This is a genomic window from Acinetobacter sp. ANC 7912 (genome assembly GCF_039862785.1).
In the GTDB taxonomy this organism is placed as follows: domain Bacteria; phylum Pseudomonadota; class Gammaproteobacteria; order Pseudomonadales; family Moraxellaceae; genus Acinetobacter; species Acinetobacter thermotolerans.
This window is the reverse complement of the sequence record NZ_CP156795.1, coordinates 2,086,021-2,102,024: the sequence shown is the minus strand read 5'-3', so window position 1 is coordinate 2,102,024 and position 16,004 is coordinate 2,086,021. Positions and strand designations below refer to the sequence as shown.

The following is a 16,004-nucleotide window of genomic DNA, read 5'->3' as shown; positions in this document are numbered from 1 at the left end:
CAGGAAAATGAGCCCCCCTGTAATGACCAGCGCACCAGCAGGACTGAGAGAAGTAAGAGCAAGAGGGCAGCAGGAAGTTCAAATTTCAGCACAACACAACATCCAATAAAAAAGCCACATTATAATATGTGGCTTTATGTCAAATGTGTTACCCGTCAAACTTAAGAGTTTGGACCGTCTACACGCTCGATACTGACTTTTGCAGTACCTGAGTTGGTGATGCCTAAGCGTTTCGCAGCACCATAAGACAGATCCAGAACACGGTTACCATGGAATGGGCCACGGTCATTTACTTTCACAACCACACTCTTACCATTGTTTTTGTTGGTCACACGGATGAAACAGTTCAATGGCAGGCTACGGTGAGCAGCAGTCATGGCATTCATGTCGAACGTTTCACCGCTCGCGGTTTTACGACCATGGAACTGACGACCATACCAAGATGCTGTACCAGTTTGCGTGAATTTACGAACGGTGTTGGAAGCAACAGTGTTCAGTTTTTCAATCACTGAAGGCTCATCTTCAGGGACTTCAATTTTTGCTGCAATCGTTTCACGACGAACTCTATCGCCAGAACGCTCAGTGATTGAAAGGCTGCTTAGGTTAGTAAAATTTGAATTGAAGCTTTGAGCTTCACGGTTTAATACACGGGTGGCTAAACGAGAACGATCATGGTCGTGATTTAACGACGACGACTGAACCAGTTCTGCCTGCGACTGGGTCAAGGTGACCGTCGTGGCAATCGCCAGTACATATTTCAGAAAAGAAGAATGCATCTAATCAACTCCTAACAGCTGGTTTACAAGGTTGCGTCAAAGCTACAAAAAAACCTCATAAACAAGCCTGATATTTAACTTATGCAACTACATTTGACGAGAAGGATAATATTCATGCAGATAAGAACCTGTCTAGTCTTTAATTAAAATAGTCTTGAAAAGAACATAAAATAAACAATAAATGGTTAAAAAATAATCTAAAATGTAACAAAGTATGTAAAAAGTCCAAAATATGAACTATTTTACCTAAATATTTGTTGACTTTTGTGAGTGGGAGGAGAAAAGAGCCTTATCGGCTCACGATTTCTGTGCCTAAAAGCCACAATGCAGTCGCGTACATTCGACTCTTATTGTAAGTGGTAATCACCTGAAAATTCGGGTAAGTAATGTAGTAAACCGGCCCATAATTTTCCTGTAGCTGGATCACATTGACCAAGTCCAGATCATCAATTTTCACAATAGGATTCATTGGACTAACCCCTTGAGCCTTGAGTACGCCATAAGGGGTAGGTTGGGTTAAATCCTTGGCAATGATCGCATCGGGATTGGGACCGGTATAACGCGCCGGGAAAGCGATGGGCTGATTACGTTGCCAGCCATGGTTGGCCAGATAGTTGGCGATCGAGCCAATGGCATCTACGGCAGAATTACGCAGGTCAATATGACCATTACCATCATAGTCGACACCGAACTTGGTGATGTTGCTCGGCATGAATTGTGGGTAGCCCACAGCACCGGCATAAGAACCCACTACAGAAGAAGCTGGAATACCATCTTTATAAGACCAGGCAATCAGTGCAGCCAGTTCATCCTGAAAATATTCATTACGACGGCTGCCATTAAAACCTAAGGTTGCCAGTGCATCGCGGGTGACAAAGGAGCCTTTGTTACTGCCAAAACCGGTTTCTACCCCCAGAATGCCGAGAATGATCGACTGTGGCACACCAAACTGCTGCTCAGCACGATTCAGGGTATCGAAATACTGCTGTTTAAAACGGACACCACGTTGAATGGTGCTTCCTGCCAGGAAATTGGTTTTATAACTGTACCATGGCTTGCTTTCACCTGGACGGTTCATAATGCTGATCACATTCGGTAAATTCCGTGTCCCATTCATGGCCCAGTCGATCTGCTCGCTGCTCAGGCCATACTGCTGCATTGTTTTGTATTTAAAGGCAGAATAAGAAGGATGAAGCTGGAAATCATTGGCTTGGCTTAGACTGCTCAAGCCTAGTGTCGCAAGTACCACAGAAATTTGTTTAAGTTTGTTATAAAAATTTGGTGTTAACATTTGACCCTGATTTCCAATTTCATCAATGTGAATGTATTGGCAATTTGACCTTTTGCAGTTCTAAGAATGCTCAGCAAAAATGACCATCATTCAAAATAAAATCTTGTAAATAGAACATAATTGTTCGGAATGTTTAAAGATAACATTGACTGGATTATGACATCCAATAGCTTTGACAAAAAAAGACAAATATTGCTTATTTTTAGTGCATTTTCCTGTGAAAATGAACTTTACTGTAACAAGCTATTTCATCAGTCATAAAAAAGCCTGACTGAAGTCAGGCTTTTTACAGCAACTTATATAAAAGTGGATTAAGGATAAAATAGGGTGTCGTGGTATTCGGCCATGACTTTCAGCTCATCCTTGCTCAGATTCAGGATGATTTTATCCGCAGCAATATTAACTGCCTTAATTACTGCAGATGCACCAAGATCCGCCGCCTTACGTTTGATCATGCCGAGGTCCAAGGTCTTGTTAAAATCCACCATGAAATGACGCACAGTCGCTTCAGCGAACTGCTTATATAAGTTGCTCAGGCTCTGCTTATCTATGTCATTGCCAGCTTGAATCTCTGCGTAGAGATGTTTCAGGTTAGTCACCAGACTGGCATCCAGAGATTCACCGATGCGGAACTTACCTTCAGGATCCTTAAACAGGCTGCGTTCTGAAAATGCAATTGATTCACGAACCACCTCATTAGGTGCTTTGCTTAACAATTGTTTAAGTAAAACAGCTACAGTAGATTTGATGTAACCTGCCAGTTTTTCAGCAGTTTCACGTTTGTCACTTGCTGGGAACTTGCGTACAAGTTCCGTCAAAATGGCATCAATAATTTCATCGTTAATCATTAATGCCGTTTTGTCACGAAGTGGATACAGTGGTTCACTGGAATTTTTATTTTTCTGTGCAGTCTGAATTGTATCAAGTAGTTCTGCTGAAGGAATAAATCCAAAAAATGGCATCGTTAAACCTCAATGTTTTTTTATTGTCGCGCTAAACGAATAGGGCGAGGCATCCATGTAGTATCCGATACACGACAAGGGTTAATATCCAGTCCCCCGCGGCGTGTATAGGTCGCATATACCATCAGCTTTTCTGGTTGCAGATACTGCCAGAGATCCGCATAAATCTGCTCCACGCATTGTTCGTGGAAACCGTTGTGCTGACGGTAGGAAATAATATAAGCCAAAATGCTCTTATAACAAGGTTTCTTCCCTTGGTAGCGTATAAATACCGTACCCCAATCTGGTTGTCCAGTGACTGGACAGTTACTTCTTAATAGATGCGAATACAGCTGCACTTCAACTTGTTCATCGCTTTCCTTATCTAAGGCTAATAAAGTCGCGTCAGGATGGTTTTCAAGGCGTTTTGGAGTCAGGTTATCCAGACAGATGCCTTCCGGTTTGGAAATTTCCAGATCATCGATATGGAACAGATCCAGTTTAACGTCTACTTGAGCGGCATTAGACAGGTCTTTTTCTACCGTTGCAATAAAAGCTTCTTTTGAATCAAACTTGGCAAAGTTCAGGCTGTTGAAATACAGTTTGAGCGATTTGGATTCAATCAAGTTTGGAGAAGTGGCGGGTAGGGTCATGCGACCGATCGCAACCTGCGGCACACCAGCCGTATTTAACCAGGAAATTTCAAAGATATGCCACCAGTCTTTCCCTTGGCGAATACCTTCCACATGGGCATATTTTTCACGGGCAGTTGCGCGTGAAATTGGGAACAGAATGTCAGGTTGATATTCTGTTGGATAGTTGGTGTCTTTACCAAGAAGAGAATGTTCTACACTCATTATTCACGCATTCCTGAACCACGAGACAATAAATAGTAAGCAATACCGTATAGCACAACACACCAGAAGGTGATCACCATCAATGAAATGGAAACATTGACATCGCTATGCCCCAAAATGCCGAAACGGAATGCATTGACCATATACACGATCGGGTTAACTAAAGAGAGATTTTGCCAGAACGGACTTAAAATACTGATGGCATAGAATACACCACCTAAATAAGTCAGTGGAGTCAGCACAAAAGTTGGGATAATCGAAATGTCATCAAAAGATTTGGCATAAACTGCATTGATAAAGCCGCCCAATGAAAACAGCAGGGAAGTCACCAGTACTGTATATATAGTCACAAACCAGTTGGTAATATATAAGTCAGTAAAGAACAGACTTAATGTCGTCACGATAATGGCGACCAGAATGCCACGAGCTACACCGCCTAAGACATAGCCCCATAGAATGGCATGCAGCGGTACCGGGCTCATAATCAGTTCTTCAATACTCTTCTGGAATTTTGAGCTAAAGAAACTAGAGGAGACATTAGCATAACTGTTAGTAATCACCGCCATCATAATCAGGCCGGGAACAATGAACTGCATATAGCTAAAGCCGCCCATTTCGCCAATGCGGGAGCCAACCAGATTCCCGAAAATGACGAAATATAAAGTCATGGTAATGGCCGGTGGCAGCAGGGTTTGCGGCCAGATTCGCATAAAGCGGCGGATTTCTTTATAAACGATGGTATACAGGGCGACGCCAAGTTGATTCAGGTTCATTGCGCAGCTCCATCGAGATTTTTCTCAACCATTTTCACAAATAATTCTTCAAGACGATTGGACTTGTTACGCATACTGCGCACTTTAATATTCTGTGATTCCAGTAACTGGAACAGATCGTTCATGCTGTGAGCTTTATCTAAGGTGATTTCCAGCGTTAGTGGATCTACCAGATTGAATTTCACGCCGATAATGTCGAGGTGAATCGGTTCAATTGGTTCAATCAGGTCGAAGATAAACGATTCTTCATTGAGCTGATTGAGGAAATTCTTCATGGTGGTGTCTTCTTTAATCACCCCACGGTCGATAATCGCAATCCGGCGACACAACATTTCTGCCTCTTCTAGATAGTGTGTGGTCAGAATGATGGATGTGCCTTTATTATTCATCTCATTCAGAAAGTCCCACATGGAACGGCGAAGTTCGATATCTACACCCGCCGTTGGCTCATCCAGAATCAGCAGTTTTGGTTCATGCATCATGGCACGGGCAATCATCAGGCGACGTTTCATCCCGCCAGACAGCATACGTGCTTGTGTAGAGCGTTTTTCCCACAAGCCTAGTTTATTTAAGTATTCTTCAGCACGTTCTTGAGCGATCTTCTTTGGAATACCGTAATAACCGGCTTGAGTGACCAGGATGTCAAACGTTTTTTCAAACTGTGCAAAGTTGAATTCTTGTGGTACGACTCCCAGGCACTGTTTGGCTTCGGATGGATGGGTATCCAGATTATGACCAAAGATCTCGACGGTACCTGAAGTTTTTTTAGTTAATGAACTGATAATGCCGATGGTGGTCGATTTACCTGCGCCATTTGGGCCGAGCAGGGCATAAAACTCACCCTCTGGTACATCCAGATTAATACCCTTTAATGCTTGAAAGCCATTTCGATAAGTCTTTGACAAATCCCTTAAGATCAATGCATCAGTCATGGAAATCTCAAATGGTGAAAAGTTGAGATATTGTGAGTGATCTGTATAAATAAGCCAAGTAATTGAGTGGGAATTATTTGCTAAAGCTGTAGCAAGATTGTTTAAAGCGTAGTCACTAAAATCACGTACTTATATATAGTTGTTTACCTTGTGCGATTTTTTGTTATGATGTGCGCACTCCTCAAAAATGCGCTCATAGCTCAACTGGATAGAGTACAGGTCTCCGAAGCCTGTGGCGTGGGTTCGAGTCCCGCTGAGCGCACCATCTTCTTTATTATTTTTTCTAATTAAAAAGCTTAGTTCTAAGTTTATTAGCTATTTTTCTAATAGGTATATAGATACACAAATGCCATCTCTAAAAGATGGCATTCAAGAATTTATTATTTATAGCGAGGGAATTAGCAAATCCGCTCTTTAAACTTAAACAGCTCATTGCTCTTGGTATAAAAAGAACGGCCATCCAGATTGAGATCTACGATATTTCCAGATTCAAGTAAAACACGTTTACCTACTTCGACCCACTTAAAGCCCTGATGGGTATTTTGCTGTTTATTTAAAGGAATGAGAGAAACAAGAATTTCGGTGCCATTCGCGGCTTTTGCAATTAAATTGTTAAATTGATTCATTGTGTTACCTATTATTTTAATAATTTTTCCTATTGTGCCAATAAGAGAAAATCAGAATTTTAAACATATAAAAAGGGAGCCTGTCATCAGGCTCCCTGATCGAAATATTACGACTTAAAGTGCAATAATATTTACGGCATTGGGGCCTTTTTGACCGTCAACAATACTGAAGGAAACCTGTTGACCTTCGAATAAAGTTTTAAAGCCTGAGCTGTTAATTTCACGGAAATGAGCGAAAACATCTGGACCAGATTCTTGTTGAATAAAGCCGAAACCTTTAGTTTCATTGAACCATTTTACGGTACCAGTTACGGTATTAGACATAATATAACCTTTTGAATTGTAATATTTTTCGAATTAAATAAACGAAAACAGGATGCAAATAGAAAAGAATTGAAATGATAATCTGAAAAAACGAATGCTAATAAAAACTTAAAAACGACGAGACTTAAAGATAATTAAATGACAACACTTTGTATTTGAGTTTCATCATACTCTTATTATCAAAATAATCAATAAAAAATTAAATTAATATATAAATATTTTATAGAGAGCTGTTTTATAACAACATAAATAAAATCATTACTTTCAAAAATAACATGAAGAGATATTGAGATCATCAATCTGCTACATAGCATACAGACCACTCCTGAAAGATTAAGCGATCAGTACACAGTGTCACAAAGCGCTACAACACCTCTGCAAACCACATAGTATTTTAGATGGGCACTTCATCAGTCATAACACTATTTCAAATGAGAGTGAGAACTCGTCGAGATTTAAATAAAACAAGATAGAAACAGTAGCGCCGAGCCGCAGGTTTTTATCTGAACAGCAATAATAAGGAAATCACATGAAAGAGTCTAAAAGTGAGCTAGCAGGCACAGATCGCCCAGATTTAAACAATCACAATGAAAAAAATGCCCAGCTGGATGCCTATCGCCGTGATGCCACTGGTCAGGCACTGACGACTAACCAGGGGGTGAAAATTGCAGATAACCAGAACAGCCTAAGGGCGGGTAGTCGTGGCGGAACTTTGCTGGAAGATTTTATCTTTCAGGAAAAAATGACCCACTTTGACCATGAGAGAATCCCTGAGCGTATTGTGCATGCGCGCGGTGTTGCGGCACATGGCGTATTTAAAGCCTATCCGGGTAATGAGCGTTTTACCAAGGCCGCTTTCCTGACCGATACCGAGCGTGAAACGCCAATGTTTGTGCGTTTCTCTACTGTACAGGGGCCGCGTGGTTCAGCTGATACAGTACGGGATATCCGTGGTTTCGCCATGAAGTTCTATACCCAAGAAGGGGTATATGACCTGGTGGGAAATAATGCACCGGTGTTCTTTATTCAGGACGGGATCAAATTCCCGGATTTCGTGCATGCCATGAAACCGGAACCGCATACGGAGATTCCAACTGCACAAACAGCACATGATACCTTCTGGGATTTTGTTTCTTTAGTGCCTGAAACTGCGCATGCCGTGATGTGGGCGATGTCGGACCGTGCTATTCCGCGTAACTTCCGTTCAATTCAAGGCTTTGGCGTCAATACTTTCCGTATGATCAATGCGGAAGGCGAGGCTGTCTTCGTAAAATTCCACTGGACGCCAAAGCAAGGTCTGACCCAGCTAACCTGGGATGAAGCACAGAAACTGGCGGGCCGTGACCCGGATTTCCACCGCCGTGATTTATATGATGCGATTGAATCAGGTAACTATCCGGAATGGGAACTGGGCGTACAAATCGTGCCTGAAGAAGATGAGCACAAGTTTGATTTCGACTTGCTGGATGCCACAAAAATTATCCCTGAAGAACTGGTGCCAGTGACTCCGATAGGCAGCTTTGTCCTAAACCGTAATGTTGACAATTTCTTTGCCGAAACCGAGCAGGTGGCTTTCTGTCCGGCACATATCGTACCGGGTATTGATTTCTCCAATGACCCATTATTGCAGGCGCGAATTTTCTCCTATACCGATACCCAGCTGATTCGTCTGGGTGGACCGAACTTCCATCAAATTCCGATTAATCAGCCGGTATGTCCATTCCACAATAATCAGCGTGATGGTTATAACCAGCGTGCGATTCATCGTGGACAGGCGTCTTATGATCCAAACTCGATCGACAACAATTGGCCAACTGAAACCACACCTGCAGCATCCAATGGGGGTTTTGAAAGTTATGCTGAACGCATCGATGGCCGTAAAATCCGCGAACGCAGTGCATCCTTCAGTGATCATTTCACCCAGGCACGTCTGTACTATCGTAGCCTGACCCCGTACGAGCAGCGCCATACAGTGAATGCCTATGTATTTGAGTTGAGCAAGGTGCAGCGCGTACAAATTCGTGAGCGTGAAGTACTGGAAATACTGTGCAATATCGATCTGGATCTGGCTCAACAGGTGGCGACCAAATTAGGTATTGTGATTCCCCCGGAAAAGCTAAATGTACAATTGCCAGAAGTGACACCATCGAAAAAAATCTCGCTGGAAGCCTTCCCGGCACCAGACATTAAAGGTAAGAAAATTGCCGTATTGGTTCATGATAAAGTGAATCAAGCCAATGTCGATGCTGTATTAGCATGGGCCAAGGAGGAAAGTGCCATTGCAGAAGTGCTAGCCCCAACCCCAGCGCCGGTGGTGAGTAATACCAATGCCACAGTGATGGCTGACGGTATGCAGCGCGGTGAGCCTTCAGTACTGTATGATGCAGTCGTCATGGTGGATGGTGACAACTATGAGCAGGTGCTGAAAGATGGCACAGCCAAGCATTACATTATCGAAGCTTATGTGCACTTGAAGCCGATCGTGTTGCTCGGTGAGAAAGCTGACCTGATCAATACACTTGGTCTGGTCGCAGATGAAGGCACCTTAACCCATCAGGACTTTATGGCTGTTGCACCTGAGTTGAAACAGCTGATCATGAAACATCGCATCTGGTCACGTGAAGAAATCTCGGAAATGATTCCAGGTTAATTCCTGTATATCCTGAATTAAAAAACCGGCTTTGATAAGCCGGTTTTTTAATGAAACATGCTAGAGAATGGCAACTGTCAAACGGATCAGATAGGGACCAGCCAGAACCATAAAGACACCTGCGAGCACCATGGTCAGACAGGCAGCCACACCTTCTTCTTCATGTCGGGCAAAGGCTTTACTGGTACCAAAACCGTGTGCGGCATTACCAAAAGCAGCACCTTGGGCAAAACGGGAATTCAGTTTCATCGCCATTAACAGTAAATCACCAAATACCACACCTGCTGTTCCGGTAATCATGGTAAACAGAATCACCAGTTCAACTGAGCCGCCAATATTGGAAGTCAGTTCCATGGCAAAAGGCGTCGAAATTGAACGAGCCATCAGGCTATACGTTGTTTCCTGATCAAACTGGAACAATTTGGCCAGATAGTAGGAACTGATCACGCTCACAATCATGCCTACCACAATACCGAGACTGATTGAAAAAGCATGTTGCCGGATCACCTTGCGATATTCATAAATCGGTACAGCAAAAGCCACAGTGGCTGGCCCTAGCATCCACATAATCCATTTACTGTCCTGCATATACGTGTCATAGGACACATGAAACAGGCTCATGCCCACAATAATCACAAATGGCACAAACAGACCTGGATTTAGCAGTAAATAGGGAAATTTACGGTACAGCTTTTTCGCCAGGATATAACAGACAATGGTGGCCATGACGCAAAGCAGGGAAGCAGTATTCATTTCTGTTCAGCCTCCCGCAAGCTGACTTCACGTTTGGCTTTCCAGGCTGCTTCCAGCTTAAAGCCCCAGAATACGGTATAGGCGGTGGCGACCATGACTAGGATGGTACCAAGGGTGACAGCCAGCACCAACTGCCAGCCTTGGGCCAGGAACAGGCCTTTATATTTGATGACACCGACCACACAAGGTACAAATAGCAGTACCAGATCACCGAGAATAAAGCTGGAACCTGCTTTAATCCACTGCAGTTTAAACACGCCGCTAAGTAGGGCAGCCAATACCAGAAATAGGCCAATCACGCCGCCAGAAATCGGCAAATCTAGCCATTGCTGGATACGCACACCAATTTCCCAGATGGCAATCAGCAGGAGAAGCTGAAAAATAATCAGGCCAATCCGGACCCATTTTGTTTTGTTCAGCATAATAAATCACAATATCTTGAAACTATGGCTATATTTTAAAATTGACCGATTACTTATATTATGAATAATAAAATTAAAATTATGCTGAATTGGAATAATTGGTGGATCTTAAAAGCCTGAACATTTTTGTTAAGATCGTGCAGCTACAAAGCTTCAGTCTGGCAGCCGAAGAAATCTCAGTGACACAACCGACCATTTCCAAGGCGATTGATAGCCTGGAAGAAGAAATTGGCGCACCACTATTTCATAAGGGACAGGCCGGACGTAAGCGCGATACGGCATTGACCTATATCGGCGAGCAGGTCTATCAGCATGCACTGATGATTCTGGACGAACAGCAACGCATTTTTGAAACAGTTACGAGAATCCAGCAACTTAAACAGGGCAAACTAACCATTGGTTTGCCACCGATCGGTTCGACCTTATTTAGCCGGCTGATCGCACAATTCCATAAACAGTATCCGAATATCGAACTGAGCTTTTTTGAAGTTGGCGCGAATGCGATTGAAGATGCGATTCTGGCGAAAAAGATTGATGTGGGGATTTTGCTCGGACATTTGCCGCCGAATTTAAACAGTATCCCGATCATCGATTCACCGATGTGTCTGCTGTCACGCAAGACTTCAGCCTGGAAAAACCGGAAAACGGTTTCCTTGATTGAACTGAAAGAAGAATCTTTTTTACTGTTTAATGATACCTTTCGACTCAATCCCATGATTATTCAGGCGGCCCATCAGGTGGGTTTTGAGCCTAATATTGTCTGTAAAAGCAGCCAGTGGGACTTTATTGCCAAAATGGTGGATCTGGATGTCGGGATTACTTTGCTTCCCAAGATTTACTGCGAAAAGCTGGATCAGGAAAAATTCAGTATCAGTGTGCTGGAAAATCCATCCATGCGCTGGACTATTAGCATGGCCTGGAATACAACGGTCGCGATGACACCGGCTGCAAAGGCCTGGTTGCAGATTGTGAAAGAGAATCTGGATCAGATCAGCTTTTTCTAATCCAGTATCGTGAAAATTATGGTTTGGGAATAGACCAGCGACGGTTTACTGAAGTGCCAGCATTATTGTAATGAATCACCTTGGCGTAGTTACCGACTGCCGTAGCATTTTCCGGAATGTCCTTGGTCACGACACTGCCCGCACCGATGGTGGCATTATTGCCAATCTTGACATCATCAATAATGCAGACATTTGGGCCGATATAGACATTGTCGCCAATAGTTGCCGCCTGCCGGCCACCGTTAGCCCCAATGGTAGTGAACTGGGACAGGTTCACGTTATTGCCAATAATCGTGGTTGGATTGACCACCAGTGGCCCGCCATGACCGATATACAGCCCATAACCAATTTGCGTGGTGCAATGAATGTCGATGCCGTATTTCTTTTTCTTGTAATAAAAAATCGGATAAGCCAGTTTGGCAATCCATGATTTTGAAGCAGCCAGACGTAACCAGAAGCTAAAGTTAAAGCCTCGGTTAAACAGATAATTCTTGATGAAAGATTTTGATGAAGTGTTACCGCAATAGCGATACAGATCACTTAATATCAGTTGCCAGGTCATGAGGAAAAGCAAAAAGAAAAGACAGGCTATTTTGCGCTGAAATGCGTGATTTCGGAAGTCTGAAAGACTAGCGGATTTAATAAAAAACTCAATTTAAAATTTGTATAAATCTACTTTTAGAAATGTAAAAGGGTATTGTTCCCTCAATTTATGCGATCTATATTGTACTCACGGTAGGTCAAAAACCAAACGACGCTACCATCTAGTTGGACGGATCAATGACAGTTAGTTGAGTCAGAACTTCGGTTCCGACAATAAATCTAGCACTAGCCATCCAACACAGAGCCCGCAGCGATGCGGGCTTTTTAATGTCAAAATTTTCATGAAAAGATGAGGCAATAAATATTGTATGTAACTGCAATTTTGAGTCTGGAAAATTCTCTTAAATTATCTATTTGATTCTAAGTTTATATTATTTAATTTAACTTATCCTGCTAAAAATACTTACATTTTTCCTCCTTTGTCTTTTTCATAACTGTGCTATAAGAAATCAAATGCAGAAATCGTAGAATCAGAATTAAGGGAGGGCAGGACGATGACAGATGAAATGATCGATGTAAAAGTCAAAAACCAGTATGGCAAGGTTCTTGACGCGAAAGCATTGCTGCATGAAGGTGCCAAGGAGATTGACCCATCCCGCCGTATTGTTCAACAGGTTGAATATATTATGGTCGATGGTGAAATTATCCGGCCAAGCATTGAATTATTGTTTAACAGTGAACGCAATGACTGTATTTACCGGATCATGGAACATGATTCGCTGGCAGCATTGTTAAAAACCGCACCACAATAATCATCACGATTAAAACCGATAGAGCTCATCTGATGATGGGCTTTATTTTTGTCGAATGTTTTAAATCTGGGAGAGCAGATGAATCTCTATAAAATGAAATTTGCTTTACAGAAATTGATGTATTTACACTTTATTTAGAGAATGTATAGAAAGCTAAAAAAGCCCACGATAGTGGGCTAGGTTTGATTTAAGCTTCAACAGAAATGAGTTGGACATTGACATCATAACGGTCAAATTCATCCAGAATCTGTTGCAGGGTTTGCTGTGCCAGTTCATCTGAAGGGGGTAGTTGGACTTCTTTATTATTTTGACTGTCAAAACATTCAATATATTGAATCAGCCATTGCTGTTCATTTTCAGTCTTATGAATCAGTACGCGTCGTGGCTGTAGCTCATCACTCATCTGGCGAGGCAGGACATAGGTAATCGCCAGCTGGACATTCTCAAGTTCATCGGCAGCACTGACAAAGGTAATGACCCAGTTGCCCACCTTGCTGAGCTGCATGGGATTATCAAAGGCATCAAATTCGAGATAGTATTGCATGAACGTGATCAGAGTAATTTCAATCACTTCTATATGAACCTGTCTGAAGATGCTTTCCATCACGCGAAAGTCTAAGATTGACTTAATTTTTGTAGGAATAATTATTGAACTTTAATAAAAATAATAACTTAGTTTATAAATCATATATTTTTAATTCTAAAAAATAATGAGTTAAGAGTTTTAAAGACTAAAATTCTGAGGAATTAAGCGATGAATATTTAAAAAAATTTGAATTTCTTGAATGGAAAAAATATCCCTGAGTATTGAATCTAATATTCAGGGAGTAATATAGAAACCGTTATAAAGTCAGAATCGCGTTATTCTCCAACGCCTTGCGTAGGTATGGATCGAGGTCTTCCTGACGCAATAACCATTGCACATAGTCCTGTGGCAGTTCTGCAATGGCAGTGCCACGGTGCTTACCAAAGTTAATCGTGCGTGGGATACGCGCATCTTCGGACACTTCATACAGTTCTTCAATACTGCTGATTTTCAGGTGATGCACGATATGCATCAGGATATTCGCGGTCAGGATAATGTCCATATCGGCACGGTGCGCTTTACGGATCATTTCACGGGCACGGTCGCTGCCACGGGTAATCATATAAATCAGGGCAGAGATATTGTGTGCTTCGGCATCTGGCCAGACGCGGCGCGCCAGGGCAAGGGTACAGATGGCTTTAATCTTCGAGGTATCTACACCGCATTTCTCAATGGCACGGATGTCATAGTCAATATTATGACCAATGATATAGGTGGTTTCTTCAGGCAGGCTAAAGTTGCTGTAATGCGGCTGACCTTCCAGGTCTGATTCCAGAATATGGTGTACGGCCATGGCAGCAAAAGAAATCGGTTCATCACAGCGATATAGCTGGTCAAACAAGCGGCTTTTATCCAGACTGATTTTATGATCGAGAATCTCTACAGGCGCATAAGCAATTTCAATCGGCTGACCGTTAAGAGTATGAGTTTCAGTATCAAGAATAATGGCCTGCATGCGTTTTTACCGTGACGTGAGAGATTGAATACTGTAACTATAAAGGGCAGTAAAGCTAAGCTGCAAGAAGATGAATACAGTTTTCATGGGTGAAATCATCAAAAACAGCATTTCTTTTAGTAAAAATTATAGGATGTAAAAAATGATGAGAGAAAAGAGATTTCATAAGAATGCTCAGAAAAATGTAATTGATAAAATCAGCCGGGTTTGGAGTAGGGCGAGGGAATTCACTAGGCATATAAAGTTAAAAAATAGTCAGCCAGGATTTTAAAGTTTAAGTAATAAAAATCTTCACAAGCAATTCAATAATTTGATTTTACTGGCTTTGCCAGATTTTTCTCCAAAAATGCGCAAAATTTATCAAAAACTGAATAAAGTTCATGATCGAAAATGGCAAAGTTCATGCTACAATACGCGCCAATCTTAGCACGGCTTAAAAGCCCTAATTTAATAGGACCTCGCTAATGTTTGCCAATATCTCTATTGCTGAATTTGATCCAGAACTAGCTCAAGCAATCGCGAACGAAGATGCTCGCCAAGAAGCGCACATCGAGTTAATTGCTTCTGAAAACTACTGCTCACCTGCAGTAATGGAAGCACAAGGATCAAAACTCACTAACAAATATGCAGAAGGCTACCCAGGCAAACGCTATTACGGCGGTTGTGAATATGTAGACGTAATTGAACAATTGGCAATTGACCGTGCTAAAGAACTTTTTGGTGCTGATTACGCTAACGTTCAGCCACACGCTGGTTCTCAAGCGAACTCTGCAGTTTACCTGGCTTTACTGAACCCTGGTGATACTGTTCTGGGTATGAGCCTGGCTCACGGTGGTCACTTGACTCACGGTGCGAAAGTAAGCTTCTCTGGTAAAACTTATAACTCAGTTCAATACGGCCTGAACCCAGAAACTGGTGAAATCGACTACGAAGAAGTTGAACGTCTGGCACTTGAGCATAAGCCAAAAATGATCGTGGCTGGTTTCTCTGCATACAGCCAAATCGTAGACTGGCAGCGTTTCCGTGAAATTGCGGACAAAGTGGGCGCTTATCTGTTTGTTGATATGGCACACGTTGCGGGTCTGGTTGCTGCTGGCGTTTACCCAAGCCCAGTGCAAATCGCTGACGTAACTACAACTACGACTCACAAAACACTTCGTGGTCCACGTTCAGGTCTGATCCTAGCGAAAGCAAACGAAGAAATCGAGAAAAAACTTCAATCAGCTGTATTCCCAGGTAACCAAGGTGGTCCTCTGGTTCACGCGGTTGCTGCGAAAGCAATCTGCTTCAAAGAAGCAATGGCACCTGAATACAAAGCCTACCAACAACAAGTGGTTAAGAATGCGCAAGCAATGGCTGAAGTGCTGATCGAACGCGGTTATGACGTTGTTTCTGGCGGTACGAAGAACCACCTGTTCCTATTATCTCTGATCAAACAAGACATCACTGGTAAAGACGCTGATGCTTGGTTAGGTGCTGCTCACATCACTGTGAACAAAAACTCTGTACCAAACGACCCACGTTCTCCATTCGTAACTTCTGGTATCCGTATCGGTACTCCAGCAGTAACGACTCGTGGTTTCGGTGAAGCAGAAGTTCGTGAACTGGCTGGCTGGATCGCTGACATCCTGGACAGCAAAGGTGACGAAGCTGTGATCAACACTGTAAAAGCGAAAGTTGAAGCAGTGTGTGCAAAATTCCCTGTATACGCTAAATAATTTTAGCTAAAGCAGAAAAAAGCTCCCAAATCGGGAGCTTT

17 protein-coding genes and 1 tRNA gene are annotated in these 16,004 nt (G+C 42.5%); 5 read left to right on the top strand and 13 right to left on the bottom strand.

Annotated features, from left to right (window positions below):
* Positions 1–161: 161 nt before the first annotated feature.
* The 6 genes from ABEF84_RS10375 to ABEF84_RS10350 form a co-directional block, all read right to left on the bottom strand.
* Positions 162–776 carry a septal ring lytic transglycosylase RlpA family protein gene (locus ABEF84_RS10375; protein ID WP_347452921.1) on the bottom strand — a complete coding sequence of 205 codons (615 nt, stop codon included), beginning with the start codon at positions 774–776 and terminating at the stop codon, positions 162–164.
* Positions 777–1,065: 289 nt separating this feature from the next.
* Positions 1,066–2,067 (bottom strand): lytic murein transglycosylase B, encoded by a 1,002-nt coding sequence (mltB, locus tag ABEF84_RS10370; protein ID WP_347454841.1) that lies wholly within the window; start codon positions 2,065–2,067, stop codon positions 1,066–1,068.
* A gap of 311 nt (positions 2,068–2,378) precedes the next feature.
* Positions 2,379–3,029: a hypothetical protein gene (locus tag ABEF84_RS10365; RefSeq protein WP_347452919.1), complete on the bottom strand. Its 651-nt coding sequence runs from the start codon at positions 3,027–3,029 to the stop codon at positions 2,379–2,381.
* A 20-nt stretch (positions 3,030–3,049) separates the two neighbouring features.
* Positions 3,050–3,865, bottom strand: a complete 816-nt coding sequence (gene queF / locus ABEF84_RS10360; RefSeq protein ID WP_034582319.1) for an NADPH-dependent 7-cyano-7-deazaguanine reductase QueF — start codon at positions 3,863–3,865, stop codon at positions 3,050–3,052.
* Entirely contained in the window at positions 3,865–4,638 is a 774-nt protein-coding gene (locus tag ABEF84_RS10355; RefSeq protein WP_034582316.1) for an ABC transporter permease, read from the bottom strand. Before ABEF84_RS10355 ends, queF begins: the two co-directional genes overlap by 1 nt.
* Positions 4,635–5,570 (bottom strand): ABC transporter ATP-binding protein, encoded by a 936-nt coding sequence (locus tag ABEF84_RS10350; RefSeq protein ID WP_034582313.1) that lies wholly within the window; start codon positions 5,568–5,570, stop codon positions 4,635–4,637. The genes ABEF84_RS10355 and ABEF84_RS10350 overlap by 4 nt, the downstream gene beginning before the upstream one ends.
* A 189-nt stretch (positions 5,571–5,759) precedes the next feature.
* On the opposite strand from ABEF84_RS10350, the gene ABEF84_RS10345 reads away from it, so the two are divergent.
* A tRNA-Arg gene (locus ABEF84_RS10345) sits at positions 5,760–5,835 on the top strand.
* A 133-nt stretch (positions 5,836–5,968) separates the two neighbouring features.
* On the opposite strand, the gene ABEF84_RS10340 is transcribed toward ABEF84_RS10345, so the two are convergent.
* Positions 5,969–6,196 (bottom strand): hypothetical protein, encoded by a 228-nt coding sequence (locus tag ABEF84_RS10340; protein WP_034588536.1) that lies wholly within the window; start codon positions 6,194–6,196, stop codon positions 5,969–5,971.
* Between the two features lie 114 nt (positions 6,197–6,310).
* Positions 6,311–6,520 (bottom strand): cold-shock protein, encoded by a 210-nt coding sequence (locus tag ABEF84_RS10335; RefSeq protein WP_034588533.1) that lies wholly within the window; start codon positions 6,518–6,520, stop codon positions 6,311–6,313.
* A gap of 529 nt (positions 6,521–7,049) precedes the next feature.
* Between ABEF84_RS10335 and katE the strand changes: the two genes are divergently transcribed.
* Entirely contained in the window at positions 7,050–9,170 is a 2,121-nt protein-coding gene (gene katE, locus ABEF84_RS10330) for a catalase HPII (RefSeq protein ID WP_034588532.1), read from the top strand.
* Positions 9,171–9,230: 60 nt separating this feature from the next.
* Here katE and ABEF84_RS10325 read toward each other — a convergent pair whose 3' ends face one another.
* Both ABEF84_RS10325 and ABEF84_RS10320 read right to left on the bottom strand, forming a co-directional pair.
* Complete coding sequence (locus tag ABEF84_RS10325) at positions 9,231–9,923, bottom strand: LrgB family protein (protein ID WP_347454843.1); 693 nt, start codon at positions 9,921–9,923, stop codon at positions 9,231–9,233.
* Entirely contained in the window at positions 9,920–10,345 is a 426-nt protein-coding gene (locus ABEF84_RS10320; RefSeq protein WP_347454844.1) for a CidA/LrgA family protein, read from the bottom strand. The genes ABEF84_RS10325 and ABEF84_RS10320 overlap by 4 nt, the downstream gene beginning before the upstream one ends.
* Positions 10,346–10,446: 101 nt before the next feature.
* Here ABEF84_RS10320 and ABEF84_RS10315 point away from each other — a divergent pair, with 101 nt between their 5' ends.
* Positions 10,447–11,349: a LysR family transcriptional regulator gene (locus tag ABEF84_RS10315; protein ID WP_347454845.1), complete on the top strand. Its 903-nt coding sequence runs from the start codon at positions 10,447–10,449 to the stop codon at positions 11,347–11,349.
* Positions 11,350–11,365: 16 nt separating this feature from the next.
* Here the strand turns inward: ABEF84_RS10315 and ABEF84_RS10310 are convergent, their stop codons facing one another.
* A complete protein-coding gene (locus ABEF84_RS10310) occupies positions 11,366–11,911 on the bottom strand; it encodes a serine O-acetyltransferase (protein WP_034588523.1) in 546 nt (181 codons plus the stop codon).
* Between the two features lie 535 nt (positions 11,912–12,446).
* Between ABEF84_RS10310 and ABEF84_RS10305 the strand changes: the two genes are divergently transcribed.
* Entirely contained in the window at positions 12,447–12,704 is a 258-nt protein-coding gene (locus ABEF84_RS10305) for a hypothetical protein (RefSeq protein WP_052127933.1), read from the top strand.
* 187 nt (positions 12,705–12,891) lie between these two features.
* Here ABEF84_RS10305 and ABEF84_RS10300 read toward each other — a convergent pair whose 3' ends face one another.
* Both ABEF84_RS10300 and ABEF84_RS10295 read right to left on the bottom strand, forming a co-directional pair.
* Positions 12,892–13,248 (bottom strand): hypothetical protein, encoded by a 357-nt coding sequence (locus tag ABEF84_RS10300; protein ID WP_034588542.1) that lies wholly within the window; start codon positions 13,246–13,248, stop codon positions 12,892–12,894.
* A gap of 298 nt (positions 13,249–13,546) precedes the next feature.
* Positions 13,547–14,245 carry a DUF3820 family protein gene (locus tag ABEF84_RS10295; RefSeq protein WP_034588521.1) on the bottom strand — a complete coding sequence of 233 codons (699 nt, stop codon included), beginning with the start codon at positions 14,243–14,245 and terminating at the stop codon, positions 13,547–13,549.
* A gap of 464 nt (positions 14,246–14,709) precedes the next feature.
* Here ABEF84_RS10295 and glyA point away from each other — a divergent pair, with 464 nt between their 5' ends.
* Entirely contained in the window at positions 14,710–15,963 is a 1,254-nt protein-coding gene (gene glyA / locus ABEF84_RS10290; protein WP_034588520.1) for a serine hydroxymethyltransferase, read from the top strand.
* Positions 15,964–16,004: the final 41 nt, after the last annotated feature.

Coding starts and splice junctions, on each gene's coding strand:
- ABEF84_RS10375 (WP_347452921.1), bottom strand. CDS start 776: ATGCATTCTTCTTTTCTGAAATATGTACTGGCGATTGCCACGACGGTC.
- mltB (WP_347454841.1), bottom strand. CDS start 2,067: ATGTTAACACCAAATTTTTATAACAAACTTAAACAAATTTCTGTGGTA.
- ABEF84_RS10365 (WP_347452919.1), bottom strand. CDS start 3,029: ATGCCATTTTTTGGATTTATTCCTTCAGCAGAACTACTTGATACAATT.
- queF (WP_034582319.1), bottom strand. CDS start 3,865: ATGAGTGTAGAACATTCTCTTCTTGGTAAAGACACCAACTATCCAACA.
- ABEF84_RS10355 (WP_034582316.1), bottom strand. CDS start 4,638: ATGAACCTGAATCAACTTGGCGTCGCCCTGTATACCATCGTTTATAAA.
- ABEF84_RS10350 (WP_034582313.1), bottom strand. CDS start 5,570: ATGACTGATGCATTGATCTTAAGGGATTTGTCAAAGACTTATCGAAAT.
- ABEF84_RS10340 (WP_034588536.1), bottom strand. CDS start 6,196: ATGAATCAATTTAACAATTTAATTGCAAAAGCCGCGAATGGCACCGAA.
- ABEF84_RS10335 (WP_034588533.1), bottom strand. CDS start 6,520: ATGTCTAATACCGTAACTGGTACCGTAAAATGGTTCAATGAAACTAAA.
- katE (WP_034588532.1), top strand. CDS start 7,050: ATGAAAGAGTCTAAAAGTGAGCTAGCAGGCACAGATCGCCCAGATTTA.
- ABEF84_RS10325 (WP_347454843.1), bottom strand. CDS start 9,923: ATGAATACTGCTTCCCTGCTTTGCGTCATGGCCACCATTGTCTGTTAT.
- ABEF84_RS10320 (WP_347454844.1), bottom strand. CDS start 10,345: ATGCTGAACAAAACAAAATGGGTCCGGATTGGCCTGATTATTTTTCAG.
- ABEF84_RS10310 (WP_034588523.1), bottom strand. CDS start 11,911: ATGACCTGGCAACTGATATTAAGTGATCTGTATCGCTATTGCGGTAAC.
- ABEF84_RS10305 (WP_052127933.1), top strand. CDS start 12,447: ATGACAGATGAAATGATCGATGTAAAAGTCAAAAACCAGTATGGCAAG.
- ABEF84_RS10300 (WP_034588542.1), bottom strand. CDS start 13,248: ATGCAATACTATCTCGAATTTGATGCCTTTGATAATCCCATGCAGCTC.
- ABEF84_RS10295 (WP_034588521.1), bottom strand. CDS start 14,245: ATGCAGGCCATTATTCTTGATACTGAAACTCATACTCTTAACGGTCAG.
- glyA (WP_034588520.1), top strand. CDS start 14,710: ATGTTTGCCAATATCTCTATTGCTGAATTTGATCCAGAACTAGCTCAA.